The organism is Micromonospora sp. NPDC051543, from assembly GCF_044454415.1.
In the GTDB taxonomy this organism is placed as follows: Bacteria; Actinomycetota; Actinomycetes; order Mycobacteriales; family Micromonosporaceae; genus Micromonospora.
This window is the reverse complement of record NZ_JBITDT010000014.1, coordinates 21,668-45,319: the sequence shown is the minus strand read 5'-3', so window position 1 is coordinate 45,319 and position 23,652 is coordinate 21,668. Positions and strand designations below refer to the sequence as shown.

The window sequence follows — 23,652 nt, the reverse complement described above, 5'->3', positions numbered from 1 at the left end:
GACTCGGCGGGAATCCGCCGCGATCCGGGTCGGGGACGAGGTGGCAACGCGGCCGGTTCTCGCAGAATTGCTGCCGGCGTGGCCAGTTCTCATGGTCCGAGTCCGCTCCTGCGCAGCGCATCTCTCTCGTTGCGGTCGCCCTCGCGCCGGGTCCGACCACCGCTCGGGTCCCGCGGCAGCACGACCGGCGGCCCGGGGCGTAATGCCCAGGGCCGCTTGGAAGATCGGTGCCGCTATGCGGCCGAGCGCAACTCCAGCCCTCGTTGCGCCTCGGCGGCGTGGGCGCCCACGCGCTCCAGGTCGTTGCGAGCCAACGCCATCGTGCGGACGTCCAGCAGCGCGAGTAGCACCGGCGGGTCCAGGTCGTGCACGGGCTTCAGCCGCAGATCCGTCTTGATCGTGGTGTCGCTCTGGAAAGTCAACGGTCCGTGGGTGGCCACTGAGATGGACTGCCGGTGCAGGTCAGGCTGCCGGCCAGGCTCTGGTGACTCGCCGGTGACGGACTGGGCGAGCAGGTACCAAGTGCCGGGTGGCACGGCCTCCAGCCGGTACGGGCCGGGGCTGGACAGGATGGTGCACCTGGCGGGTTGGCCCTGGGGTATCCGGTCGGCGAACAGGCCGATGAAGACCAGGCCGGGGCCGGTGAACTCGGAGGGTCGGACCAGGCCGTGCATGACCGCGTTGGACTGCACGGCATGCGGCCCCGGGTCGGTGGTGATGCGATGCGCGTAGCCCGCCCGCCGGCGGTATGTGGTCGGGGACATGCCGACGCTGCGGGTGAAGCGCGAACTGAAGGTGCCCACGCTGCTGTAGCCAACTCGCAGGCTGATGTCCGCGACGTTCAGCGAGGTCGACAGCAGCAGGCGCTTGGCCTGCTCCAGTCGGAGCGCGGACAGGAACCGCCCCGGGGACACCCCGGTTACCCGCTGGAAGATGCGGGTGAAGTGGAACTTGCTGAACATCGCGGAGCGTGCCATGTCGTCGATGGTGAGTTGCTCGCCGAGGTTTTGGCGCATCGTTGTGACGGCACGCAGCACTGCCTGCTTGATCGGATCTTCCACGACTCCCCCTTGCTTGATGGTAGGCCCGGCCGGTCGCTCGCGCTGGGCCCTTACCTCACCCTGGCCGGTGAGTCCGGAATTGGTGCCGTGTCTATGTGCACAATTCCGATTCCGGTGCTTGAGACAATGGCGTTTGCCGCCAATCTCTTCTATTTCTTCAGAGCGGGAATTCCACCGCCGCTCGGTATTGTTGCGACCATGTTAAGGAATGACCAGCGTCAATCTTGAGGTCCGTCACCGGATCCGAGGCTAGCCTACGTCGCCTCGTTTGGCAACGTTGTGGTGATGGTTCAAGCACGGAGCGCAGTCACCGTGTACGATTACTCCGCGTAACAATTGAGTCATCATGAATGGGCTGGTGACACGTCCGGTGGGTACCTCGATATGGATAGTAAAAATGCCCGGTCCTCATTGAGGGAAGTCCAATTCAGGGCGATGCATGGCTCGCTGTGCGGAAACTTGGGCAAGCCGGAAGTTGTCCCACCGGTGAACATATCCCGCTCCTTCGCGGATCGTGTCGATCGGAAATGGTGGTACTGCGGCAGCCCTCAGGTACGCGCCGAACCGGCGGCGGCGCCGTCGGGTTCCGCCCGGTGGCCAGCGCATCCGCCGTGGTGACAGCTTCGGCGGCACCGAAGGCGTCAGCGCTCGCTCCCGACAGCGGCGGTAGGGCCGCGTCCGCACGATCCGAGAGGCGGATCAGAGCCGTGACGGCCTGAGCCGGCATCCGATCTGCCATGCCGCCCGGACCGCAGGCGAGACGGGACCGCGACGGACGGGACGCGCAAGCCACCGGACAACGCGGGCCCGGACCACGCCGCGCAGCACCGGCTGGACCGTCGCTGCGTGCGGACCTCGCGGAGTCGCGCCATTGCGGGAGCCCGCCGCCGCGGTGCCTGCGAGAGAGACGTCGGCTTCAGTCCCGGCCCTTGGCTCGGTGTTGTCTACGCCGCGAGCCTTGGCGGCTATCAGCAGGATGACCCGTCGTTCGGTGTGGCCGAGACCGGTCCGCTCGTGCTCGGGTAGGCGCTGATGAATAGCGGGTAGGCGATCAGAAGGGAGACCACCGCGACCGAGGTAGGTACGATACCCCGGGTTGTGGTAATGGCTCGTTCCGGAAAGTGGATGATCGTCGAATGACTTAAAGTAACGATCGGTCGAATCGGTAAGATCGTTATCCACCTCGGCATACGCTCGTCTGCCGAATACGGTGCACCCGATCTCGGCAGGCGGGAACCCGGTCGACTGATGGTTCGGATCAGGTGCGTGGTCGCACCACGCCGGACTCGTAGGCGTACACCACCGCCTGTACGCGGTCCCGCAGGTCGAGCTTTGTCAGGACTCGACTCACGTGGGTTTTCACGGTGCCCTCGGACAGGAAGAGTCGGTCGGCAATCTCCGCGTTCGACATGCCCCGGGCGATCAGCGTCAGCACCTGCCGTTCCCGCTCGGTCAGGACACCAGGATCCGGTGCCACAGGTGCCGGAGACCCGCTCCCTACCGGGAGGTAGCGTTCCAGCAGACGGCGGGTCGCGCTTGGCGCCACAACCGCGTCACCGGCTGCCACGACGCGGATCGCGGAGATCAGGTTCGTCGGCGCAGATCAGCCGGGTCGCTTCGACGCGTCCATCTCCGGCATCCGAACGTCCATCAGCACCACGTCCGGGCGCATGTCGAGGGTCATCGCCACCGCCTGTGAACCGTCAGCAGCCTCGCCGACCACGGACATGCCGGGGGCCTGCTGCAGGATGAGCCGGAAGCCCGTACGGACAAGGGCTTGGTCGTCGGCGAGTAGCACCCGGATCATCCCTGCGACTCGCCGGTGACGTCCACGGGATCTCGCCGTGGAGCTGGGGGAGGGTTCCGTTCGCCGAGAGCAGCGCGCGAGCGCGGCGACCCGGGCTTGCGGCTCGACACCGTCCACGAGGGCTCGACACCGTCCACGAGGACCTGTCGGACGTCGGCGAGCGCGATGAGCCGTTCCAGCAAGGAGATCCTCGACGAGGGTCGGGGTGTCCGTACGGTCTGTGGTGGTCATCGGCGGGGCTCCCAGCGGAAGAGTCGGGTGGCGAGGGCGACGGCGACGACGACCCAGCCGAGGGTGGGTGCGAGCAGAGGCAGGGAGTCGGTCACGGCGACGCCCCCGTTCCAGGCGTTCATGGTCAGTTCGGTGGAGGCTCCGCCGGGCAGGAGTCGCTTGAGCCAGGCGAGGTTCTCGGTGCCGGAGATGCCGATCCAGCTGGCCACGGCGATCATGCCGAGTGTGACGGGCAGGGTGGTGACCTGGGCGTGTTCGGGGGAGTTCGTCAGCCCGGCCGTGGCCAGCGCCAGTCCGATCATCATGGCCACGGTCGCGAGGACCGCCACCACCAGCAGGGCGACGTTGTCCGGTCCGCCGGCCACGACGGCCAGGGCGGTCAGGATCGCGGTCACCTGCACCACGGTGAGCAGGAGTACGGGCAGCAGGAGGCCGGCGAGGATGCCGGCGTCGCTTTCGGCGGTGGAGCGCAGCCGCTTGAGGAAGAGGTTCTGCCGCCGGGAGGCCAGGGTGGTGACGGCCGTGGCGTAGAGCCCGAACGCGGCGACGGTGAACAGGACGATCGCCGCGATGTAGCCGAGGCTGCCGATGGCGGCGTAGGTCTCGTGCTGACGGACGAAGAACGCGGAGACCGCGGCCGGGATGATGAGGCTGGTGATCAGCACCAGCCGGTTGCGGAAGATCTGGATCAGTTCGCTGGACGCGATGGACAGCACGTTGGCGCTCCTTGACGGGACACGGGTCAGTTGCTGATGGCGCGGAACACGTCGTCGAGCCGGGTCGGTCCGGCCGCCAGGTCGCGCAGTTCCACGGTGTGGTCCTGCGCCCAGCCGAGCAGCAGGTGCAGGTCCTTCTGCAGTTCGAACGACTCGACGACGACCTTTCCGTCGGCGTCGACGGTGGCCGGTAGCGGTAGCGGCGGAACCGGCGTGGCAAGGGTGAAGTGGATCATGCCGGGGAGGGTGCGGGTCAGCTCGGAGACGGTGCCCTCGCGGTGGAGGGTGCCTTCGTGCATGAGTCCGATCCGGTCGGCGCGCTGCTGCGCTTCCTCCAGGTAGTGCGTGGTGAGCACGATGGTGGCGCCGTTCTCCCGGAGTCGGTCCACGGTCGCCCAGACGGCGTCGCGAGTCTGGATGTCGAGGCCGGTGGTCGGCTCGTCCAGGAAGAGCAGATCCGGGGTGCCGTAGACCGCGGTGGCGAAGTCCAGCCGGCGCTTCTCGCCCCCAGACAGTTGGGACACCTTGCGGCGGGCCCGGTCGGTGAGGTCGACGAGGTCGATCACCCGGTCGACATCGTCGGAGCGGCGGGTGAGTCGGCCGATGAGGCCGACGGACTCACGGACGGTGAGGTCCGGGGAGAATCCGCTCTCCTGGAGCATGACGCCCATTCGGGGACGGATCGCCCGCCGCTCCTGCGGACCGTGGCCGAAGACGCGCACGGTTCCGGAGGTTGGCTCCCGGTGTCCCTCGACCACCTCCAGGGTCGAGGTCTTCCCGGCTCCATTGGTGCCGAGCAGCGCGTAGAGCTCGCCGGGGCGTACCTCGAAGGTGAGGTCCTTGACGGCGTGGAAGTCGCCGTAGGTCAGGTTCAGGCGTTCGACTTCGATGACGGGAGTGGTGGACATGCACCCATGACAGCGCGGGTAGGGCCGGCCGGTCAGTGGCGCCATGTCATCACCGCATGTGACGTGGTGTCACTGGTCGTGGCGTCCGACGGCCCGATACTGGGGTGGTGACCGCCCGATCACCACGCTTCACCGAGTCGACGCAGGGGAGGCTGCGTCGGCTCAACCTCGCCACCTCGCTGCCGCCGGTGGTGTTCGCCGCGGTGGTCCTGCTGTACACGGACGCGCGTACCTGGTGGCACTTCCTCGTCCTGGCGCCCGGGGCCGTGGCGGGCGTGGTGGCCTTCGAGCGGTGGACGGCCAACGACCTGGCGCGGGTGGCGCTGCCGTGCCTGGTCGTGGCGGGAGCGGTGTGGCCGCTGGGGGCCCTGGTTGTCGGGAGCCCGAACGCCTACTGGGGGTTCTGTGCCGTGGGCTCGCTCGCCCTGCGTGAGGTACGGCGGCGCAGGAAGCTGGTGGTGGCCGGACTGTTCACCTACGTCGCGGCCGTCGGCGCGCTGCGGCTGCTGGTGCAGCGGGACGACATCAATCACGTACTCCTCACGTACGTCCTCATCCCGACCGTTCTCACCGTCCTCGTGACCCTCTTCACGGTGCTGGGGGAGCGCTTCTACGACCTCATCCGGGAACTCGAACAGACCCGGGAACGGGAGGCCGAACTCGCCGTGATGCGGGAACGCGTCCGGTTCGCCAGCGATCTGCACGACATCCAGGGTCACACCCTGCACGTCGTGAAACTGAAGATCGCCCTGGCCCAGCGCCTGCTGCTCGGTGACACCGCTCGGGCCGAGAAGGAGCTACGCGAGACCTACGCGCTGGTCAGCGACACCATCGCGCAGACCAAGGAACTCGCGTACGCCCAGCGGCGGCTCAACCTCACGGCGGAGATCGAGAACGCCAAGAACCTGTTCGAGGCCGCCGGCATCCGGGTTCGGGTGACCCGGGAGGGCGAGGTCGACGCACCCGTCAGCGAGCTGCTCGGTCAGGTGCTGCGCGAGACGACCACCAACATCCTGCGGCACGCGCAGGCCACCCAGGTGCAGATCACGCTCGCCGGGTCGGGCATCACCATCGTCAACGACGGCGTGACCGCTACCTCGCAGCCCGAGCTGAGGGGGCTGGCGGCGCTGCGGCAGCGGCTGGCGGGTGACGGAGGGGAGTTGACCGTGGAGCAGCAGCAGGGACGGTTCCGGACGGCGGCGACGTTCTCCGCCGTGCGTGCCGACGTCCGGCGGAGTGCCGGCCGATGACCACCATCGTGCTCGCCGACGACGAGGTGCTGCTGCGTACGGCCCTGGCCGCGCTCCTGCCGCTGGAAGGCGACATCACCGTTCTCGCCGAGGCGCAGGACGGCCGGACGGCCGTCGAGGCCACCCTGCGGTACGAGCCGGACGTGCTGGTCATCGACCTGGAGATGCCTGACGTGGACGGCCTCGGCGCGGTCGCCGAGATCCGCCGCGTGCGGCCCGAGCAGGTGGTCCTCATGCTGACCCGGCACGCCCGCCCGGGGGTGCTGCGCAAGGCGTTGAAGCTCGGCGTCCAGGGCTTCGTCAGCAAGTCCGCCGAGCCGGTGCACATCACCTCGGTCATCGCCACCCTGCACGCCGGGAAACGCTGGATCGACCCGGATGTCTCCGCGCTCGCCGTCACCGAGGACAACCCCCTCACCGACCGTGAGGCCGACGTGCTGCGGGTGACCGGTGAGGGCTACTCGGTCGCCGACATCGCCGTACGGCTCCACCTCGCTCCGGGCACCGTTCGCAACTACCTCTCCAACGCGATGCGCAAGACCCAGACCCGGACCCGCCACGAGGCAGCCCGCTACGCCCGCGAACACGACTGGCTGTGACCAACGAGTGACCATGTCGGATCAGCATGGACACCGCTGTTTGCGTCTTCGACCGCATGCCTCATGCCTGCCACTGTCGAGTCCTGTCCGACCGGCGCGCCCGCGCCGGACCCAGGGCACCGACAAGGAGAGTCATGGTCTTTTCGACATTGCGTCCGGTAGCCGCCGCGGCAGTGGTGTCCCTGGCCGCCTGCGGCCCCGCCGACGCCGCCGCGCAGCCGGCACCCGACCGTACGGCGACGGCCGCCGCGTCGACCGCCGCCGACCCGAACACCGGGTTCCGGCGACTGGAGGAGAGGTTCGACGCACGGCTGGGGGTCTACGCGATCGACACCGGCACCGGTCGCGCCGTGCGGTACCGGGCCGACGAGCGGTTCGCGTACACGTCGACGTACAAGGCATTGGCGGCCGCCGAGGTCCTCGACGAGACCACCGACGCCGAGTTGGACCGGGTGGTCCGGTACTCGGCGGACGACCTGGTGAGCTATTCGCCGATCACCGAGCAGCACGTCGCCGACGGCATGACGCTGCGCGCCATCGCCGACGCGGCTGTGCGGTACAGCGACAACACCGCCGGCAACCTGCTGTTGCGTCAGCTCGGCGGACCGCAGAAGTTCGAGAAGGAGCTGCGCGAGGTGGGGGACAAGGTCACCGATCCGGCGCGCTACGAGACCGAGCTCAACGAGGCGAAGCCGGGTGACCGCAGGGACACCAGCACCGCGGCGGTCCTGGCCGAGGATCTGCGGGCGTACGCCGTGGGAGACGCCCTCGAACCGGCGGACCGCGAGATGCTCAACGGCTGGTTGAAGGGCAACACCACCGGCGACGCGCTGATCCGTGCCGGGGTGCCCGAGGGCTGGGTCGTGGGGGACAAGACCGGTGCCGGCGGCTACGGCACCCGCAACGACATCGCGGTGATCTGGCCTCCGAACCGCCCGCCGGTCGTCCTCGCGGTGCTGTCCAGCCGTGACCAAAAGGACGCCGACTACGACGACGCCCTGATCGCCCAGGCGGCCGAGGCCGCCCTCAGCGCGTTGTGACGGCGCGGTGGCCCGCTCCCGTAAGTACAAGCAGTCCCACCGCGTGCCCCGGCACATCGAGCTACCGCCTCGGGACGCGGATGTCGAAATGTCACGGTGAGCTGGTGACACGGTGGCACTGCCCGCCGGACGCGGCGCGCGCTGCAATTGAGTTTCCGGCATCTTCGAAAGGAATCTCCCGATGAGCGCGCCACGATCCGATGGACCCCGGGTAGCGACGGAGGGCCCGATCCCCGCTGACCCGGCAACCTCGCGCCTTCGGACGTCGGCGCGGTCCGGGCCGGCCGTCGACAGCTCCCGGCCCTTCGGCGCCCACCTGCGGATGAGCTGGTGGAAGCCGCTCGTGGTCATCCTGGTGCCGCCGCTGGTGATGCTGCTTCTTCAGGTGGTGCTCTACCAGGTCGTCGGCGTCGTCGAGGGCAGCGACGACCCGATGTCGCCCACGCTCACGCCGTTGAAGTTGTTGGCCATCAACATCAGCATCGGCGCGGCGGGCGTTGTGGCGATCCTGCTCCTGGTGTGGATCGCCAAGGTGCCGTGGCGGAGCGTGATCAGCTTCCCCCGAGCCTTCGATGCCCGCCGCCTGGCGTACTACCTGGTCGGAGCGGCGTTGCTGGTGGGTGCGGGAATCGGTGTCGTGGCGTTGGTCGCGCCCGACTCCCCGGGCTGGACCGCCTTCGGTGTCACCGGCACGACGATCGGCGTGCTGGTGGTCACCGTCCTGAGTACGCCTCTCCAATCCGCCGGTGAGGAGCTGATGTTCCGGAGTGCCGTGCTGCCCGCCGCCGCGTCCTGGGTGCGCGCGGTTCGCCCGGCCCTGGGCGTCGGGCTCGTCGTCTCCGGTCTGGGCTTCGCCCTGGTCCACGGGTCTGCCGAACCCTGGCTGGCCGGCTACTACACGTTCATCGGCATCAGCACCGGCTTGATGGCCATCATCAGTCGCGGCATCGAGGCGCCGGTCGCCTTCCACGTCGCCAACAACGTCCTGTTCGGGATCGTCAACGCGGTGATGGCGGACGGCGAGCCCTACGCGATCGACCGGTCCACCGACTCGGGTGACGCGGCGCTGTTGATCCTCGGCGCGGTCAACGTCGCCATGGTGGTGCTGGTCTGGGTGCGCGAGCGGCGAGCCAGGACCGCCCCCACGCCCTAACCCCACCAGGGCAGGGTGCCCGTCCGCAGGTGATCGTGCAGGCTCCGGGCGACCTGTGCCATCGTCGCCTCGCTGCCGGGCTGCGCGACGGCGGGCACCCGGGACGCGGTGAGCGCGGCGATGGCGTAAACGTTGTCAACCGGACCGCGCGGGAGGTCCGGTCGAACAGCCGCGACCCGAAGTGCTCCTCCAGGGCGGCGACGCGGCGGCTCGCCACCGACTGGGGGATCCCCGCTGCTGCGGCACCGGAGGTGAAGCTGCCGTGGCCGCTGACGGCGACGAAGGCCCGACAGGCGGCGACGATGTCCATCCAGCCAACCTATAGCTGACCGATCGGACTGGTTCACGGCTGCGTGGTCGCCCCGTTGGCGCCGGGCACCTCCAGCGCCTTCCGCAGCGATACCAACGCCTCCGTCAGAAAGTGCCGGAGCGGCAGTTCGTCGCCGTCCTGGTCAAGCCACTGCTGCAGCGACACGGACAACAGGGTCACGCCGGTCTCGGCGAGCAGCGCCGCGGTCATCGGCGGCACGCCGCGCTCGCGGAAGCCCTCGCTGATCGCCTCGCAGATGCCCGCACGTTTGCGGAGTTCCCGTTCGCCGAGACCGGGGTCGGACCGCACGATCTCGCGTCGTTGCCGCAGGTCGGCCCGGCGGCCCTCGAACCGGGCCGGCGCCACGGTCTCCAAGGCGGCGACGATGAGCGCGAGCGGGTCGACGTCGGCCGGCGCCTCGGCGATCATGCGGCGGGCCATGGCGGGCAACTCGCTCTCGCCGGCGAAGAGCACCTCACGTTTGTCGGTGTAGTGCCGGAAGAAGGTCCGGGTGGTGAGGCCGGCCCGTTCCGCGATCTGCGGAACCGTCGTCGCGGCGAAACCCTGCTCGGCGAAGAGCTCGAGAGCAGCCTGTTCGAGCCGTTCCCGCGCGTCCGGACGCCATCTGCTCACCGGGCCGACTCTACCCTGATGACACGCCATGTCATCAGCGTGTAGGGTGATGACATGGCGTGTCGTCAGAATGCGCCGACACAGAAGCGGAGGCCGTTCATGGGCGCAGAGGTCTGGATTCTCGGCGGTACCGGCCGCAGTGGCCGTGCCATCGCGGCTGAGCTGGCCCGTCGCGGACTGCCGGCGGTCCTGGTCGGCCGGGACGCGGACCGCCTCGCTGCCGCCGCAGAGGCGACCGGCGCCGAGACCCTGGTGGCGGAGTCGCTCGCCGCCACCGCCGAGAAGATCCGCCAGCAGCGCCCGGCCGTGGTCATCAACACGATCGGGCCGTTCACGACGACCGCCGGGCCGATCATCGACGCCTGCCTGGGCGGCAGCCACTACGTCGACCTGGCCAACGACGTCGCGGCGGTGTCCGCCACGCTCGGTCTTTACTCCGCCGCGACGGCGGCCGATCGCACGCTCGTCACCGGCGCCGGGTTCGGCGTCACCGCCACCGAGAGCGTCGTCGTGAAACTGTGCGACGGCCGCCCCACGCCACTGCGGGTACGGGTCGACATGGTGCCCTCGTTGGCGATCGAGCAAGGGCAGATCGGTGAAGCCCTGGCCGCCACGATCCTGGACGGTCTGCCCGGCGTGGCGGGCGGCACCCGCTTCCAGGGCCGTCAGATCGCGGACGGTCGACTGGCGCCGGCCCGGCTCGGTGGCGATGCCCTGCGGCTCACCCTGCCGGACGGCTCCCAGGTGACCACGGCGAGCATGCCGCTCGGCGAACTGCTCGCGGCGCAGCGTGCCAGTGGTGCCCGCTTCGTCGTCTCGGCGTCCAGCGAAGCGCCGTCCGCGCCGCTGATCCAGGCGGTGCTGCCGGCCGCGACCGCGCTGCTGCAATGGGCTCCGCTGCGCGAGTTCGCCAAGCGTCGGCTCGCCTCGGTGCGGATGAAGGCAGCCGACCGGCCACGCCAGCACTCCTGGGGGCATGCGGTCGTGACCTGGTCAGACGGCGAGACCCGAGAGGGCTGGCTCCGGCTCGGGGAGGCTCAGGCGTACACCGGCGCGGTGCCCGCCGAGGTCACCCGCCGGCTGCTGGCCGGCGACGGCCAGCCCGGCGCGTACACCCCGGCCGCCCTCTTCGGAGCCGCCCTCGCCGAATCGTGCGGTGGGGAGTATCTGCTGACTGAGCCCAGCAGGCAGTGATCCACTGCTGGTTGGACGCGGGCTTGCCCGGCATGGGCCTGGAAGGTCTGGCTGTGCGGCGGCCCAGCGGCAGGCGGACGCGCGGACGCACGTCCGTCTGCCGCCTGGCCGCCGGTGTGCCGGAAGATCAGCGGCGGCGCAGCGTCGGGTCGAGCAGGGCGGGTGGGGTGTCGTTCTTCTCGTGAGCGGCGAGGTCGACGCCGGGAGCCACGATCGTGTCGATCGCGTCCAGCACGTCGGCTGAGAGCGCCGTGTCCGCGGCGGCGAGCTGTGAGCTGAGGTGATCCATCGTGCGGGGTCCGATGATCGCGCTGGTGACGCCCGGGTGCGCGGTGACGAAGCCGAGCGCGAGTTGGATCATGCTGAGGTCAGCTTCGTCGGCAACCGTGGCGAGCTGCTCGACGGCGTCGAGCTTGGCGCGGTTGGCGGGGACGCTGATGTCGTAGCGCTGCTGCATGAAGCCCGAGCGGTTCGTGCTGATGTCCTGTCCGGCGCGGATCGCGCCGGACAGCCAGCCCGACGCCAGCGGGCTCCAGGCCAGCACGCCCATGCCGTACTCCTGCGTCGCGGGCAGCACGTGGGCCTCGATGCCACGCTGCAGGATCGAGTAGCTCGGCTGCTCGGTCACGTAACGGCTCAGACGTCCCTCACGGGCGGCCCACTGCGCCTGCACGATGCGGTAGGCCGGGAAGGTCGAGGAGCCGAAGTAGCGGATCTTGCCCGCGCGCTGTAGGTCCGTCAGCGCCGACAGCGTCTCGTCGTCGCTGGTAGTCGGATCCCACCGGTGCATCTGGTAGAGGTCGACGTGGTCGACGCCGAGGCGGCGCAGGCTGTTCTCCAGCGCGGTGATGAGCCAGCGGCGCGAGCCGCCCCGCTGGTTGCGCTCGTCGCCCATTGGCAGGGTCGCCTTGGTGGCCAGAACGACGTCGTCGCGGCGGCCGGCGATGGCCTTGCCGACCATCTCCTCGGACTGGCCGCCGCTGTAGGCGTCGGCGGTGTCGATGAGGTTGATCCCCGCATCGAGCGCCGCGTCGACGATGGCGGTGGCGTCCTCCTGGGTGGTGTTGCCGATCTTGCCGAAGTTCATCGCGCCGAGTACGAGGGTGCTGACCTGCACGCCAGTGCGACCCAAGGTGCGGTACTGCATGACTGTCTCTCCTTCAGACGCCCGGCGGTCCACGGGTTGGTGGCGACCCACCGGTTCATTATGCTGAGCAAGCGGAGCGCTGTTCCGGTAAGAACTATACGGAACGACGTTCCGTTTTCCAAGTGGAGTGACGGAGGTAACCGGTCCCGCGCAGCGGGCCGACGCCCGGCGCAACGAGAGAGCCCTGCTCGACGCTGCCGCAGCGTTCGTCGACTCCGGCGTCAACGTGTCCGTGCGAAACGTCGCCGTCCTCGTGCGGGTGGGTGGGGGAATGGCTCGTCCTGGCCTCTTCTGTTGACGTGTCTAGGGTCGCTGCGCATGGATTTTCGACGAATCGACGGCACATCTCGGAATGTGCATACCTCGACCGCTATCCCGCGTGCGATATAGAGGTCCCTGGATCTGTCTTCTGCCGCCATCATTGAGTAATCTCTTCTCAATCGGCCAACATCGATTCCTCGTCGTGGGCGAGTGGACGAAGTGCCGAATCGGAGGGAGGGGAGAATGAGTCTCCCGAGAAGATCAATCGTGGTGGGCGCCGTCGCGATGCTGGCACTGACAGCCGCCACGCCGGCCGTGGCGGCCGAACCGGAAGGCAGCATCCGCAGTGCCGGCGGTGCCACGGCTGTCACCGACAGCTACATCGTGGTGTTCAAGGACAGCGCGGTGGGTCGGGCGCACGTCGGCGCGACGGCCAGCCGGCTGGCTGGTCAGCACGGCGGAGCGGTCGCCCGCACCTACTCCACGGCACTGCGCGGCTTCGAGATCACGGCCGGCGCCAAGACGGCGGCCAGGATCGCCGCGCACCCCGATGTCGCGTACGTCGAGCAGAACCACACGGTCGACATCTCCGGGACACAGCCGAACCCCCCGTCCTGGGGCCTGGACCGCGTCGACCAGCGCAACCTGCCGCTCGACAGCTCGTACACCTATCCGAACACGGCGACCAACGTGCACGCGTACATCGTCGACACCGGCATCAACTTCGCCCACAACGACTTCGGTGGCCGGGCCACGTCCGGCTACGACGCTGTCGACGGCGGCTCGGCGGACGACTGCAACGGGCACGGCACGCACGTCGCCGGCACCGTCGGCGGCTCGTCGTACGGACTGGCCAAGGGCGTCCAGTTGGTCGGCGTGCGGGTGCTGAACTGCTCGGGCAGCGGCACCAACGCCGGTGTGATCGGTGGCATCGACTGGGTCACCGCGAACGCGATCAAGCCGGCCGTGGCGAACATGAGCCTCGGTGGGAGCGCCAACTCCTCGCTCGACACGGCCATCAACAACTCGATCAACTCCGGCGTCACGTACGCGGTCGCGGCCGGCAACGGCAACGCCCTCGGCGTCCGGCAGAACGCCTGCAACTACTCCCCGGCGCGGGTGGCCTCCGCGATCACGGTAGGTGCGACGCAGAACAACGACGCGGCCGCGAGCTTCTCCAACTTCGGCACCTGCGTCGACATCCTCGCTCCGGGCGTCAACATCACCTCGGCCTGGTACAACGGCAACACCGCGACCAACACGATCAGCGGCACCTCGATGGCCTCGCCGCACGTCGCCGGCGCGGCGGCGCTGGCGCTGTCGGCGAACCCGTCCTGGACCCCGCAGCAGGTCCGCGACTACCTGGTCGGCAACTCCACCCCGAACGTGGTGACCAACGTCGGCACCGGCACCCCCAACCAGTTGCTCTACGTGGGCGGCGGCAGCACGCCACCGGCCGACGACTTCTCCGTCGGGGTGTCGCCGACGGCCGGTTCGACCGCGCCGGGCGGCTCGGTCAGCGCCACCGTGAGTACCGCGACCACCAGCGGCTCGGCGCAGTCGGTGAGCCTGTCAGCGAGCGGGCTGCCCAGTGGCGCCACCGCCTCGTTCAGCCCCGCCACGGTGACCTCGGGCGGCTCGTCCACGCTCACCATCGCCACCTCGGCGAGCACCCCGGCCGGCACGTACGGCGTCACCGTCACCGGTGCCGGCACCGCGGGTACGCGCAGCGCCACGTACTCGTTGACGGTGACCGGCTCGGGTGGCGGCGGCTGCTCGGGCACCAACGGCACCGATGTGGCGATACCCGACACCAACACGGCGGTGACCAGCGGCATCGTCATCACCGGCTGTAACCGTAACGCCTCCTCGGCGTCCACCGTGGCGGTCGATATCGTGCACACCTTCCGTGGCGACGTGGTCATCGATCTGGTGGCACCGGACGGTACGGCCTACCGGCTGAAGAACCAGAGCTTCTTCGATGGTGCCGACAACGTCAACGCCACCTATACCGCGAATCTCTCCACCGAGCCGGCGGACGGTACCTGGCTGCTCCGGGTGCGAGACGTCTTCTCCGGTGACACCGGCTATATCAACTCCTGGACCCTTACCGTCTGAGACGTGACGAAGGGCCCTTTCCGCTCCGATTTCCGGTAGCGGGAAGGGCCCTTGCCGTAGGTCAATTGAAGTCGACGATCATTCCGGCGGCGATGGTGCGGTTGGTGGTTTCGTCGATCAGGATGAAACCACCGGTGGTGCGGTTGCGCCGGTATTCGTCGGCGAGGAGCGGAACGGTCGTACGCATGCGGACCCGGCCGATTTCGTTGAGGCCGAGTTCGGTGGCGGCCTCGTCACGATGCAGCGAGTTCACCTCGAGTCGGTAGTGCAGCTCGCGGATCACGACCCGGGCGGTACGCGTGGTGTGCTTGATGGCGTACTTCGCGCCGGGACGCAGCGGGGTGGCCTCGTCCATCCAGCAGATCATCGCCTCGATGTCCTGCGCGACCGCCGGGCCGTTGTTGGGCCGGCAGATCAGGTCGCCCCGGGAGATGTCGATCTCGTCGGTCAATCGGACCGTGACCGACATCGGCGGGTACGCCTCGGCGACCGGTCCGTCCGCGGTCTCGATCCCCGCGATCCGGGAGGTGAATCCGGAGGGGAGCACCAGAACCTCGTCGCCCGGCTTCAGCACACCCGAAGCGACCTGGCCGGCGTAACCCTGGTAGTCGGTGATCGTGGTCGACTGCGGACGGATCACGTACTGCACCGGGAACCGGACGTCGACCAGGTTGCGGTCACTGGCGATGTGCACCCGCTCCAGGTGGTGCAGCAGTGACGGGCCCTCGTACCACGGGGTGTGCTCCGAGCGGGTCACGATGTTGTCGCCCCGCAACGCCGAGACCGGGACGACGGCGAGGTCCGGCACCTCCAACTTCGCCGCGAACGCGGTGAACTCGTCGGCGATCCGCTCGTAGACCTCCTGCGACCAGTCGACCAGGTCCATCTTGTTCACACACAACACCAGGTGCGGCACCCGCAGCAGCGAGCAGAGGAACGCGTGCCGGCGGGACTGCTCGACCAGGCCCTTACGGGCGTCGACAAGGATCAACGCCAGGTCGGCGGTGGAAGCGCCGGTGACCATGTTCCGGGTGTACTGGATGTGTCCCGGGGTGTCGGCGACGATGAACTTGCGCCGGGGCGTGGCGAAGTACCGGTACGCCACGTCGATCGTGATGCCCTGCTCCCGCTCCGCCCGCAGGCCATCGGTCAGCAACGCCAGGTTCGTGTACTCGTCGCCGTTGGCCGCGCTGGCCGCCTCCACGGCTGCCAACTGGTCCGTGAACAACGACTTGGTGTCGTAGAGCAACCGACCGATCAGCGTCGACTTGCCGTCGTCGACGCTGCCCGCCGTGGTGAACCGCAACAGATCCATCGCCCGGCCCTCGGGCGCTGCGCCCTCGACCACCGCGACCCCGGTCGTAGTCATCAGAAGTAGCCTTCCCTCTTGCGGTCCTCCATCGCGGTCTCACTCACCCGGTCGTCACCCCGGGTCGCCCCCCGCTCGGTGATCCGGGTCGCCGCGACCTCCTCGATCACCAGGTCCACCGTGTCCGCCTCGGACAGCACCGCCGCGGTGCAGGAGGCGTCGCCGACGGTCCGGTACCGCACCCGCGCCTTGAACGGCTCCTCCGAGCCTCGGGGCACGATGAACTCGTTCACGGCGTAGAGCATTCCGTCGCGTTCGATCACCGTACGTTCGTGGGCGTAGTAGATCGACGGCAACGCCAACCGTTCCTGGGCGATGTAGTGCCAGACGTCCAGCTCGGTCCAGTTCGACAACGGGAACACCCGGATCGACTCGCCCGGGTGGTGCCGCCCGTTGTACAACGACCACAGCTCCGGCCGCTGGTTCTTCGGATCCCACTGACCGAAGTCGTCCCGGAAGCTGAACATCCGCTCCTTGGCCCGGGCCTTCTCCTCGTCCCGCCGCGCCCCGCCGAACAACGCGTCGAACCGGTACTTCTCCACCGCCGCCAACAGGACCGGGGTCTGGATCCGGTTCCGCGTCCCGTCGGCGGATTCGCGGACCAGACCTGCCTCCAACGCCTCGGGTACGCTCGCCACCACCAACTGCAGGCCGAGTTCCGCGACGCGCTGGTTTCGGTAGTCCAGCACCTCGTCGAAGTTGTGCCCGGTGTCGACGTGCAGCACCGGGAACGGGATCCGGGCTGGCGCGAACGCCTTCTGGGCCAACCGGAGCATCACGATCGAATCCTTGCCGCCGGAGAAGAGCAGGACCGGGCGCTCCAGTTCGGCCACCACCTCGCGCATGACGAAGATGCTCTCCGCCTCGATCGCGTCCAGGTGCGACACCCGGTACGCCGCCGGCGTCGTGTCGTCAGTCGTCATCGCGGTATCAACCGGCTGCCGTGGCCGGTGCCGGCACGGGGGTCAGGTGTTGCCGCAGTGCGGCGAGGAGTGGGGCGGCCAGCTCCGGCCGGCAGACCACCAGGTCCGGCAGCCGGGGATCAGCCTCGTTGTAGCTCAACGCGGAGCCATCGATGCGGGAGGCGTGCAGACCCGTGGCCGTCGCCACCGCCACCGGTGCCGCCGAGTCCCACTCGTACTGACCACCGGCGTGCACGTACGCGTCGACCTCACCGGTGATCACCGCGGCGATCTTCGCCCCGGCCGACCCCATCGGCACCAACTCGGCACCGACCTCGTCCGCCAGTCCCGTCAGGAAGGCCGGCGGCCGACTCCGACTCGCCGCCAACCGGATGGTCCGACCGCCGACCGTCGGCGGCCGGGTTGGGGGTGTCTCGGTGTCGAGGGTACGGAGCTGGGCCGGCAGGGCGATGGCGCCCGCCACGAGCCGGTGCTCCGTCGGGGCGTTCCGTTGCCAGAGTGCGACATGCACCGCCCAGTCGGTCCGGCCCGGCTCGGAGAACTCGCGGGTCCCGTCCAACGGGTCGACGATCCACACCCGGTCGGCGTCCAGCCGCTCCGGCGGGGGACTGGCCGTACCCGTTGCCCAGGCCTGCCGGGCGTCGTCGTCCTCCTCCGAGAGCACGGCGTCGGCGCTTCTGTGCCGCGCCAGTTCAACGCGCAGCAGTTGGTGCGACGCGTGATCACCCGCGCGCTTCAACGCTGTCGGGTCGTGGTGGCCGTGCGTTGCGCGGACCTGCAGCAGCAGCCGGCCGGCCCGATCGGCCAACCAGGCGGCGAACGCGCCATCCGACGCGGGAGCTGCTGACCTGGGGGGTTCCAGCACGTTCATCGACGAACACCTCCGATAGACGCGGTGACCGTGCCGTTCACTGGACGGCACGCCGACTGAAACTTCGGACACTGGTGACCGTGACCATCGCGGCCACCCCGGTCAGGACCAGCAGACAGACCCACCCCGGTAGGTGCGCGACGCCGGGCAGCATGGCACCGCGCACGCCCTCGGAGACGTAGGTCATCGGGTTGAGGGCGGTGACCGCCTGGAACCACGGCATCGAGGAGAGCCGCGGCCACGGGTAGTGGATGCAACCGGTCCAGATGATCGGGGTCACGACCAGCGAGAACGTGATGTTGATCCGTTGGATGGGCAGGATCATCGCCAGCGTCATGCCGATGCCGCCGCCGATCCACCCGCCGAGCAGGATCGTCAGCAGGACCATCGGTAACCGTCCGGGCTGCCACGGGGCCGAGCCGACCATCAGTGCGCCCAGTGGGTAGATGAGGGCGGCGGCGACGAGCCCGCGCAGCATCGCGACCACGAGCTTGCCGACCGCTACCAGGTTCGTCGACAGCGGGGCGAGTAGCCGGTCCTCGATCTCCCGGGTGAAGCCGAACTCCTTGACCAGTGGCAGCGCGACGCTCTGTAGCGCGGTGGTGAGCGCGGCGAGCGCGACGATGCCGGGCAGGAACAGGTCGGCGAAGTTCTGGGTGACGACGCCCTGCCCGCCGAGCACCTTGACGAAGACGAAGAGCATGAACAACGGGGTGAGGCCGACCTGGACCAGGATGACCCAGAGTTCCTTGACGGTCACCAACAGGTCCCGGCGCAGAATGGCCAGGAAGGCCCGGTGGGCGCTGGGTCGCGCAGGTGCCGCCGTGGCGCTCGTCGCGACAGCCGGCGGGGTGTCGAGGTCGGTCACCGTGGGTCCCTTCCGGTCAGTCCGATGAAGACGTCCTCGAGGCTCGGCTCACCGATGTGCACATCGGTGAGGGTCGCCGACCGTGTGGTCAGGACGCTGAGTGCCGGCCCGAGCACGGTGGCGGGGTCGGCGGCGAGATGTAGCCGGATCCGGACGCGCTTACGCCCGCCCCGGTCGGGGGCGAGCGTGGCGACCGCCCGCTGCCGGGCCAGCGCGGTCAGTGCGGCGGGTGTGCCCGCCCCGAACCCCGCGCCGCCGCCGAGGCCGAGCATGGAGCGGAGACTGCCGGGCCCGCCCCCGGCCCCGGCGCCGGGCGGCGGCGGGTCGGCGAGCCTTTCACCCTTGCGTACGCCGGAGACCTCGGAAAGCGCACTCAACAGCTCGTTCGGTTCGTCGAGCGCGGCCAGGGTGACGGTCAGGTCGAGGATCGATCGTCCGGCGAGCCCGCCGACCAGGTTGCCCGGCGTGTCCGCGGTGAGCAGCCGACCGTGGTCGACGATGCCGACCCGGTCGACCAGGGCGGCGGCCGCGTTCATCTGGTGAGTGGTCAGTACGACCGTCACACCCCGCTCCCGCATCTCGCGGATCCGGCTCCAGATGAGTCGGCGGGACTGCGGGTCCAGACCGTTGGTGGGCTCGTCGAGGAAGAGCACCGCTGGTTCGTGGATCAGCGCGCGGGCGATCATCAGCCGTTGCACCATGCCACCCGAGTACGCCTCGATCCGCTTGTCCGCCCGATCCTTCAGGCCGAAACGGTCCAGGAGCGCATCGGCCCGCGCGTTTCGTACGGCGCGGCCGACGCCGTGGTACGCGGCGTGGTACAGCAGGTTCTGCCGTGGTGTCAGCGACCGGTCCAGATTGTTGTGCTGGGGTACGACGGCCAACTGGGCGCGGGCCGCGACCGGGTCGCCGACCACGTCGATCCCGCTGACGAGCGCCCGGCCCCCGGACGCCCGCAGCCGGGTGGTGAGGATGCCGATGGTGGTCGACTTGCCGGCGCCGTTGGGTCCCAGCAGCCCGAAGATCTCGCCGGGGGCCACCGTGAAGGACAGCCCGTCCACGGCTGCGTTCGTGCTCCCGGGATAGCGTTTGACGAGGTCGGCGACCTCGACCGCGGCCGGGCTGCCACCACTACTGGGCATCTGCTGCTCCCTCTCGTGAGCTGTCGGATCAGTGGCCGCCGGTGCGGGTCAGCCGCCGGTTCGGGGGTGTGCGTCGAAGAAACGCCAGATGGTCTCGGTCGCGTCCAGCGCGGTCGCGGGCGGATCCAGGCCGAGCAGGCGTTGCGCCTGCGGTCCGGGGCCGGCGGCACCGGGCCACTGGTGGCCGGCGTCGTCGACGGTGACCAACTCGACCGCCCGTCCCCCGGGGCAGGTGGCGACCGAGGTCCGGACCGGGCCCGAGGCGGTCGTCGCCGGCGCCGGGCATCCGTCGGTGGTACGCCATCGGCCGAGCAGGTCGGGGATCGGCGGGCCGTCGATCTTGACCGGATTGCGTCCGGTCCCGTCGTTGTCCCGCTTGCCCGGACCACCGCCCAACGGCACTGTCTGGTCCGCCATCCCGTGAATGTGGATCACGGAGATGGGTGCCGGGGACGAGCACGGACCGAGTTGGGTCGCCGCCACCGGCCCGATCGCGGCGAACAGCGTCGTGTCGCACGCCAGGCGGTATGCGAGCATCCCGCCGTTGGAGATCCCGGTGGCGTAGATCCGGCTGCGGTCCACCGGAAGCTGGTCGGCAACGGTGGCCACCAGTTGCTGGATGAAGGCCACGTCGTCCACGCCGTCGCGGGCCGGTGGGCCGCAGCAGTCCGGGCTGACCGCCCAGGAGCGGCTCATCCCGTCCGGGTAGGCCACCACAAAGCCCTCCCGGTCGGCCCGGGCGTTCCAGCCGTAGGAGGTTTCCGCCTGGGTGCCGGTGCCGAGCGCGCCGTGCAGCATGACCACGAGCGGCGCCGGCGTCGACCCGGCGAGGTTCGTCGGCCGGTAGAGGCGGTAGCGGCGCTCCTGCCCGTCGACCACGAGGGTGTGCGTCGAGGAGCCGCTGGGCACGGTGGTGGAGACCGGTCCCACCTCGTGCCGCTCCGGGTCGTCCCGGAACAGTCCACAGCCGGCCAGCAGGGTGAGTGCTCCGACGAGCGACAGGACCGTGAGCAGGTGTCGCCGCCGACCGCGCGGTCCCACGCGACGCGTCCAATATGCACCAAATTTCACCATAATCGTACCCTGACATGTTAATGTTCAGGTTTTGTAAAGACCTGCACCGATTTGTGTTTGGCGGGGATGGCTCCGCCCGTTCCCGCGAGGTGCCGCCGAGCGGAGCCAACCGACTAGCAGTGCTGCACGCTGAGTCGGATCAGTTCCCAGCCGCCCTCGGGAACGTCATCGTCCGGGTCCGTACGCAGGTTCATCGGATTGGCCATGCCCAGGTAGAGGGTCGACCCGTCGGCGATCATGTTGCGGATGCCGTAGTTCAGGTAGTTGCCGAGCCCACTGTTGTCCACCACCGTGGCCGGTCTGCTCGTCGAGTCGAAGACGAACAGGTCGCCGCCGTAGACCGGGGCCGGTGGGGGGTCGTCGGCCAATACCGAGGCCTTGCCGAACTCGGCCGCGGCGGGGCCGGTGACACCCAACAGCCGGGCGGTGTCCTGGCCCAGATCCTTGGAGATGTAGCTCCAGTCCATGGTGCCCACGTAGAGCTTCCCGCCCGCCACCGCCATCTTCCAGGTGTAGTTGTTGTAGGGGTTGCCCATGCCCGACGGGCCGTACAACGGGGTGTATCCGGTCGAGGCGGCGGCCCAGAGACCCGTTCCGTCGTTGCCCGCCGGGTCGTAGGCGGGCAACTGGCTTGCGCCGTACAGCAGGTCCACCCGCTGGTGGCGGTCGCCGAAGCTCTTACCTCGGAAGATGCTGATGGCCCGCTGCGTGCTGCGGACCGTGGCGCGCAGCGCGGCCTCGTTCGCCGGTGGGTAGGTCGCGATGTGCACGGTGGTCGCCTTCATCGGCACGTGCATCGTGCCCCAGTAGAGGTAGCCGTTGAAGGAGGCGAGCCCACCCAGGGCGTAGGTGCGGGCGACGACCGGATCGGGCTCGTACCCTTCGACCGACCAGACCTGGGTCCAGTTGTCGGCGTCGGCCGGCGTGAGGCCGCGTTCCCCCTGCGACAGCTTCGGGCTCATCCACACCCCGGCGACCCCGGACAGCGGCTCGTCGGTCGTGCCGGGCACGCCGGCTGCCAGGGCGTCGTCACCGGAACCCGTCCAGGTCGTCACGAAGATCCGCCCGTCGTGCACGGTGAGATCCGCCGCCTGGGCCGGCAGGTTCGCGACCTCGACGAAACTGAACGGATTGCTCCGGGAGCCGGTCCAGCGCAGCACGTGCCCCCGGTTGCCGCCGTTCGCGCCCACCCCGACACCCGCGTAGAGCGCGCCGTCGGCCACCACGAAGTGGCGGATGTTGCCGTACGCCGGCAGGTTGACCGAGCCGAGGAAGGCGCCGGTGCCGGTGTCGAAGGCGAACAGGTTGATGCTCTCGCCCAGGGCGGGCCCACCCAGGAACGCCACCCCCTGATGGGTGCCGGCGGCCCGGATTCCGGCGGTCGTGCTCAGCCGGTTGGCGTCGGTGGTGGAGGCGTTCTTCACCGCGTCGGTCTTCTCCGTCAACCGCCCCGAACGTTTGTCGTACGTGTACAAGCGGGGCGGGCGATGGTCCCCCAGGGTGGCGGGCAGAGTCGGGTTACGTTTCGCGATCTGGCTCTCGCCGTACTCGCACACCCAGTCGTCGTTCAGGTTCGGTGTCGTGTTGCGCAGGTTGCGCCCGCTGGTCATGCAGTTGACGTTCGCTCCGGTGCCGAACCACAGGCTCTGCGCGGTCTGGGTCATGCCCCACAGGTAGGACTGGTTCACCTTCGGCTGGCCGGTAGCGCAGGGAGGGCCGGGTGGATAGGCCACACCGACACCGGCGAAGCACTCGTCCGGGGTGCCTTTCCCGATCAGCGTCCGATCGTATTTCGGCTGATGTCCGGCCGTACCCGACGCATCCGTCCCGATCGGGGTGGCGGCGGCTGACGCTGGCGCCGCGAGGACGAACAGCAGTCCCAGTAGGGCGGCCGCGGCGAGCGGTCGCCGGCCCGACATCCGGAGTGGTTTCACGAATGGTTCCTCTCGTTCGACGGAGTCCTGACGGTCGGTGGGGCACGATCGCGGGTCAGGCCGCGGCGACCTCGCGGGACCGGGCGGGACTGACCACCCGTCCGGCGACCCGCCGTGCCCAGTCCTCCCAGTCCTCGAACTCCAGGAACCGGGCCAGTAGGCCGAGCTGCCCGATCGGGTCGGCGACCAGGTCCTCGTAGCTCATCCGGTGCAGGTGTCGCGGAGGCAGGTCGGTGAGCGCCTGCTCGGCCTGGCTGGTCAGGAACGCGCTCAGACCGAGGTAGCGGCGCAGGTCCTGGCCCCGGTCCCGGAGCAGGTCGGCGCTGAGCCGGTCCGGCAGGTAACGCTCCAGGTCCTCGGGCACGGACTGGCCGGGCTCGATCCGGAACGGGTCCAGCCCGCACCGGCCGAGGAACTCCACCCGCAGCTGAATCAGCTGGAACGACGAGTGCCGGCTCATCGAGCGGGCGGTCGCCTCCCGGTCACGGGTCAGATACACCACCTTCGCCTCGGGAAATGCCCGCAAAAGGTACGGAGCGACGTGGCTGGAACCGCCGGAACGCTCGACCCAGCGCCGTTTGCCGGTCATCACGGCCAACAGGTCGAGGAACATCCGGTGGTGGTCGCCGACCGACTGCGTCGGGAAGTCCGGCACCCGCTCGGCGAGCTGGTCGAAGAGGCGGTCCGGGTCGGGGGTCAGCTTCGACAGGGTGATGGCGAGGATCCGCGGCAGCTCGGTCATCCGGCCGGCCCACCTCCCGGTCGCGGGGTAGCGCACCTCCTTGGGCGGCAACCCGATCCGAAAGAGAGTGGCGAGTTCCGCCTTGGGGCTGCTCAGCACCGCCCAGTACGCGACCCCGGTCAGCACCTCGGAACTGCGCGCCCAGGGTGCGACGGACATGAAGAACTCCTGCGCCGAGAGAGTCTCGGGCTGCTCCGCGATCAGGTCCGAGAGCAGCGTCGAGCCGCACCGGCCGTTGCTGATGATGATCGACCTGCCGGTGACCGGGGTGTCCATCCGAGGACCTCCTGCACGTTGGGTT

At 69.3% G+C, this 23,652-nt stretch carries 19 protein-coding genes and 4 pseudogenes; 7 read left to right on the top strand and 16 right to left on the bottom strand.

The window, feature by feature from the left end; genetic code table 11:
- Positions 1-233: 233 nt before the first annotated feature.
- The 4 genes and pseudogenes from ACIA3K_RS24300 to ACIA3K_RS24285 form a co-directional block, all read right to left on the bottom strand.
- Positions 234-1,061, bottom strand: a complete 828-nt coding sequence (locus ACIA3K_RS24300) for a helix-turn-helix domain-containing protein (protein ID WP_396803981.1) — start codon at positions 1,059-1,061, stop codon at positions 234-236.
- Between the two features lie 1,258 nt (positions 1,062-2,319).
- A pseudogene (locus ACIA3K_RS24295) lies at positions 2,320-2,868 on the bottom strand (response regulator transcription factor).
- A gap of 227 nt (positions 2,869-3,095) precedes the next feature.
- A complete protein-coding gene (locus ACIA3K_RS24290; RefSeq protein WP_396803980.1) occupies positions 3,096-3,815 on the bottom strand; it encodes an ABC transporter permease in 720 nt (239 codons plus the stop codon).
- Positions 3,816-3,841: 26 nt separating this feature from the next.
- Entirely contained in the window at positions 3,842-4,723 is an 882-nt protein-coding gene (locus ACIA3K_RS24285; protein WP_396803979.1) for an ABC transporter ATP-binding protein, read from the bottom strand.
- Positions 4,724-4,830: 107 nt separating this feature from the next.
- Here ACIA3K_RS24285 and ACIA3K_RS24280 point away from each other — a divergent pair, with 107 nt between their 5' ends.
- The 4 genes from ACIA3K_RS24280 to ACIA3K_RS24265 all read left to right on the top strand — a co-directional run bounded on the left by ACIA3K_RS24280 (position 4,831) and on the right by ACIA3K_RS24265 (position 8,765).
- Positions 4,831-5,973 carry a sensor histidine kinase gene (locus ACIA3K_RS24280; protein WP_396803977.1) on the top strand — a complete coding sequence of 381 codons (1,143 nt, stop codon included), beginning with the start codon at positions 4,831-4,833 and terminating at the stop codon, positions 5,971-5,973.
- Entirely contained in the window at positions 5,970-6,572 is a 603-nt protein-coding gene (locus ACIA3K_RS24275) for a response regulator (protein WP_396803975.1), read from the top strand. The genes ACIA3K_RS24280 and ACIA3K_RS24275 overlap by 4 nt, the downstream gene beginning before the upstream one ends.
- A gap of 134 nt (positions 6,573-6,706) precedes the next feature.
- The gene (gene bla, locus ACIA3K_RS24270; protein WP_396803973.1) at positions 6,707-7,612 is read left to right on the top strand and encodes a class A beta-lactamase; all 906 of its coding nucleotides are present in this window, start codon (positions 6,707-6,709) and stop codon (positions 7,610-7,612) included.
- Between the two features lie 322 nt (positions 7,613-7,934).
- Entirely contained in the window at positions 7,935-8,765 is an 831-nt protein-coding gene (locus ACIA3K_RS24265) for a lysostaphin resistance A-like protein (protein WP_396803972.1), read from the top strand.
- Here the strand turns inward: ACIA3K_RS24265 and ACIA3K_RS24260 are convergent.
- The 3 genes and pseudogenes from ACIA3K_RS24260 to ACIA3K_RS24250 form a co-directional block, all read right to left on the bottom strand.
- A pseudogene (locus tag ACIA3K_RS24260) lies at positions 8,762-8,893 on the bottom strand (serine hydrolase); the annotation flags it as partial. The gene ACIA3K_RS24265 and the pseudogene ACIA3K_RS24260 sit on opposite strands and share 4 nt — an antisense overlap.
- Positions 8,893-9,075 (bottom strand): annotated as a pseudogene (locus ACIA3K_RS24255) (LysR family transcriptional regulator); the annotation flags it as partial. The pseudogenes ACIA3K_RS24255 and ACIA3K_RS24260, both read right to left, overlap by 1 nt.
- A gap of 33 nt (positions 9,076-9,108) precedes the next feature.
- A complete protein-coding gene (locus ACIA3K_RS24250; protein WP_396803971.1) occupies positions 9,109-9,708 on the bottom strand; it encodes a TetR/AcrR family transcriptional regulator in 600 nt (199 codons plus the stop codon).
- Positions 9,709-9,807: 99 nt separating this feature from the next.
- On the opposite strand from ACIA3K_RS24250, the gene ACIA3K_RS24245 reads away from it, so the two are divergent.
- The gene (locus tag ACIA3K_RS24245) at positions 9,808-10,902 is read left to right on the top strand and encodes a saccharopine dehydrogenase NADP-binding domain-containing protein (RefSeq protein ID WP_396803970.1); all 1,095 of its coding nucleotides are present in this window, start codon (positions 9,808-9,810) and stop codon (positions 10,900-10,902) included.
- 127 nt (positions 10,903-11,029) lie between these two features.
- Here ACIA3K_RS24245 and ACIA3K_RS24240 read toward each other — a convergent pair whose 3' ends face one another.
- Entirely contained in the window at positions 11,030-12,049 is a 1,020-nt protein-coding gene (locus ACIA3K_RS24240) for an aldo/keto reductase (protein WP_396803969.1), read from the bottom strand.
- A 127-nt stretch (positions 12,050-12,176) separates the two neighbouring features.
- On the opposite strand from ACIA3K_RS24240, the pseudogene ACIA3K_RS24235 reads away from it, so the two are divergent.
- Together ACIA3K_RS24235 and ACIA3K_RS24230 are read left to right on the top strand one after the other, a co-directional pair.
- Positions 12,177-12,320, top strand: a pseudogene (locus ACIA3K_RS24235) (TetR family transcriptional regulator); the annotation flags it as partial.
- A gap of 233 nt (positions 12,321-12,553) precedes the next feature.
- Entirely contained in the window at positions 12,554-14,428 is a 1,875-nt protein-coding gene (locus ACIA3K_RS24230; RefSeq protein WP_396803967.1) for a S8 family peptidase, read from the top strand.
- Between the two features lie 61 nt (positions 14,429-14,489).
- On the opposite strand, the gene ACIA3K_RS24225 is transcribed toward ACIA3K_RS24230, so the two are convergent.
- The 8 genes from ACIA3K_RS24225 to ACIA3K_RS24190 all read right to left on the bottom strand — a co-directional run bounded on the left by ACIA3K_RS24225 (position 14,490) and on the right by ACIA3K_RS24190 (position 23,627).
- Complete coding sequence (locus ACIA3K_RS24225; protein ID WP_396803965.1) at positions 14,490-15,797, bottom strand: sulfate adenylyltransferase subunit 1; 1,308 nt, start codon at positions 15,795-15,797, stop codon at positions 14,490-14,492.
- Positions 15,797-16,720 (bottom strand): sulfate adenylyltransferase subunit CysD, encoded by a 924-nt coding sequence (gene cysD / locus ACIA3K_RS24220; protein ID WP_396803964.1) that lies wholly within the window; start codon positions 16,718-16,720, stop codon positions 15,797-15,799. Before cysD ends, ACIA3K_RS24225 begins: the two co-directional genes overlap by 1 nt.
- A 7-nt stretch (positions 16,721-16,727) precedes the next feature.
- Positions 16,728-17,591, bottom strand: coding sequence for a 3'(2'),5'-bisphosphate nucleotidase CysQ (locus tag ACIA3K_RS24215; protein ID WP_396803962.1), 864 nt, complete (start codon positions 17,589-17,591; stop codon positions 16,728-16,730).
- Between the two features lie 37 nt (positions 17,592-17,628).
- Positions 17,629-18,459 carry an ABC transporter permease gene (locus ACIA3K_RS24210; protein ID WP_396803961.1) on the bottom strand — a complete coding sequence of 277 codons (831 nt, stop codon included), beginning with the start codon at positions 18,457-18,459 and terminating at the stop codon, positions 17,629-17,631.
- Positions 18,456-19,601, bottom strand: a complete 1,146-nt coding sequence (locus ACIA3K_RS24205) for an ABC transporter ATP-binding protein (protein ID WP_396803959.1) — start codon at positions 19,599-19,601, stop codon at positions 18,456-18,458. The genes ACIA3K_RS24210 and ACIA3K_RS24205 overlap by 4 nt, the downstream gene beginning before the upstream one ends.
- Positions 19,602-19,649: 48 nt before the next feature.
- Positions 19,650-20,642 (bottom strand): alpha/beta hydrolase family esterase, encoded by a 993-nt coding sequence (locus ACIA3K_RS24200; protein ID WP_396803958.1) that lies wholly within the window; start codon positions 20,640-20,642, stop codon positions 19,650-19,652.
- A 146-nt stretch (positions 20,643-20,788) separates the two neighbouring features.
- Complete coding sequence (locus ACIA3K_RS24195) at positions 20,789-22,363, bottom strand: hypothetical protein (RefSeq protein WP_396803956.1); 1,575 nt, start codon at positions 22,361-22,363, stop codon at positions 20,789-20,791.
- Positions 22,364-22,664: 301 nt separating this feature from the next.
- Positions 22,665-23,627: a sulfotransferase domain-containing protein gene (locus ACIA3K_RS24190; RefSeq protein WP_396803955.1), complete on the bottom strand. Its 963-nt coding sequence runs from the start codon at positions 23,625-23,627 to the stop codon at positions 22,665-22,667.
- Between the last annotated feature and the right edge of the window lie 25 nt (positions 23,628-23,652).

Excerpts from the sequence above, each read along its gene's own strand:
- ACIA3K_RS24285 (WP_396803979.1), bottom strand. The coding sequence starts at position 4,723 with ATGTCCACCACTCCCGTCATCGAAGTCGAACGCCTGAACCTGACCTAC.
- ACIA3K_RS24275 (WP_396803975.1), top strand. The coding sequence starts at position 5,970 with ATGACCACCATCGTGCTCGCCGACGACGAGGTGCTGCTGCGTACGGCC.
- bla (WP_396803973.1), top strand. The coding sequence starts at position 6,707 with ATGGTCTTTTCGACATTGCGTCCGGTAGCCGCCGCGGCAGTGGTGTCC.
- ACIA3K_RS24265 (WP_396803972.1), top strand. The coding sequence starts at position 7,935 with ATGAGCTGGTGGAAGCCGCTCGTGGTCATCCTGGTGCCGCCGCTGGTG.
- ACIA3K_RS24245 (WP_396803970.1), top strand. The coding sequence starts at position 9,808 with ATGGGCGCAGAGGTCTGGATTCTCGGCGGTACCGGCCGCAGTGGCCGT.
- ACIA3K_RS24240 (WP_396803969.1), bottom strand. The coding sequence starts at position 12,049 with ATGCAGTACCGCACCTTGGGTCGCACTGGCGTGCAGGTCAGCACCCTC.
- ACIA3K_RS24230 (WP_396803967.1), top strand. The coding sequence starts at position 12,554 with ATGAGTCTCCCGAGAAGATCAATCGTGGTGGGCGCCGTCGCGATGCTG.
- ACIA3K_RS24225 (WP_396803965.1), bottom strand. The coding sequence starts at position 15,797 with ATGACTACGACCGGGGTCGCGGTGGTCGAGGGCGCAGCGCCCGAGGGC.
- cysD (WP_396803964.1), bottom strand. The coding sequence starts at position 16,720 with ATGACGACTGACGACACGACGCCGGCGGCGTACCGGGTGTCGCACCTG.
- ACIA3K_RS24215 (WP_396803962.1), bottom strand. The coding sequence starts at position 17,591 with ATGAACGTGCTGGAACCCCCCAGGTCAGCAGCTCCCGCGTCGGATGGC.
- ACIA3K_RS24205 (WP_396803959.1), bottom strand. The coding sequence starts at position 19,601 with ATGCCCAGTAGTGGTGGCAGCCCGGCCGCGGTCGAGGTCGCCGACCTC.
- ACIA3K_RS24190 (WP_396803955.1), bottom strand. The coding sequence starts at position 23,627 with ATGGACACCCCGGTCACCGGCAGGTCGATCATCATCAGCAACGGCCGG.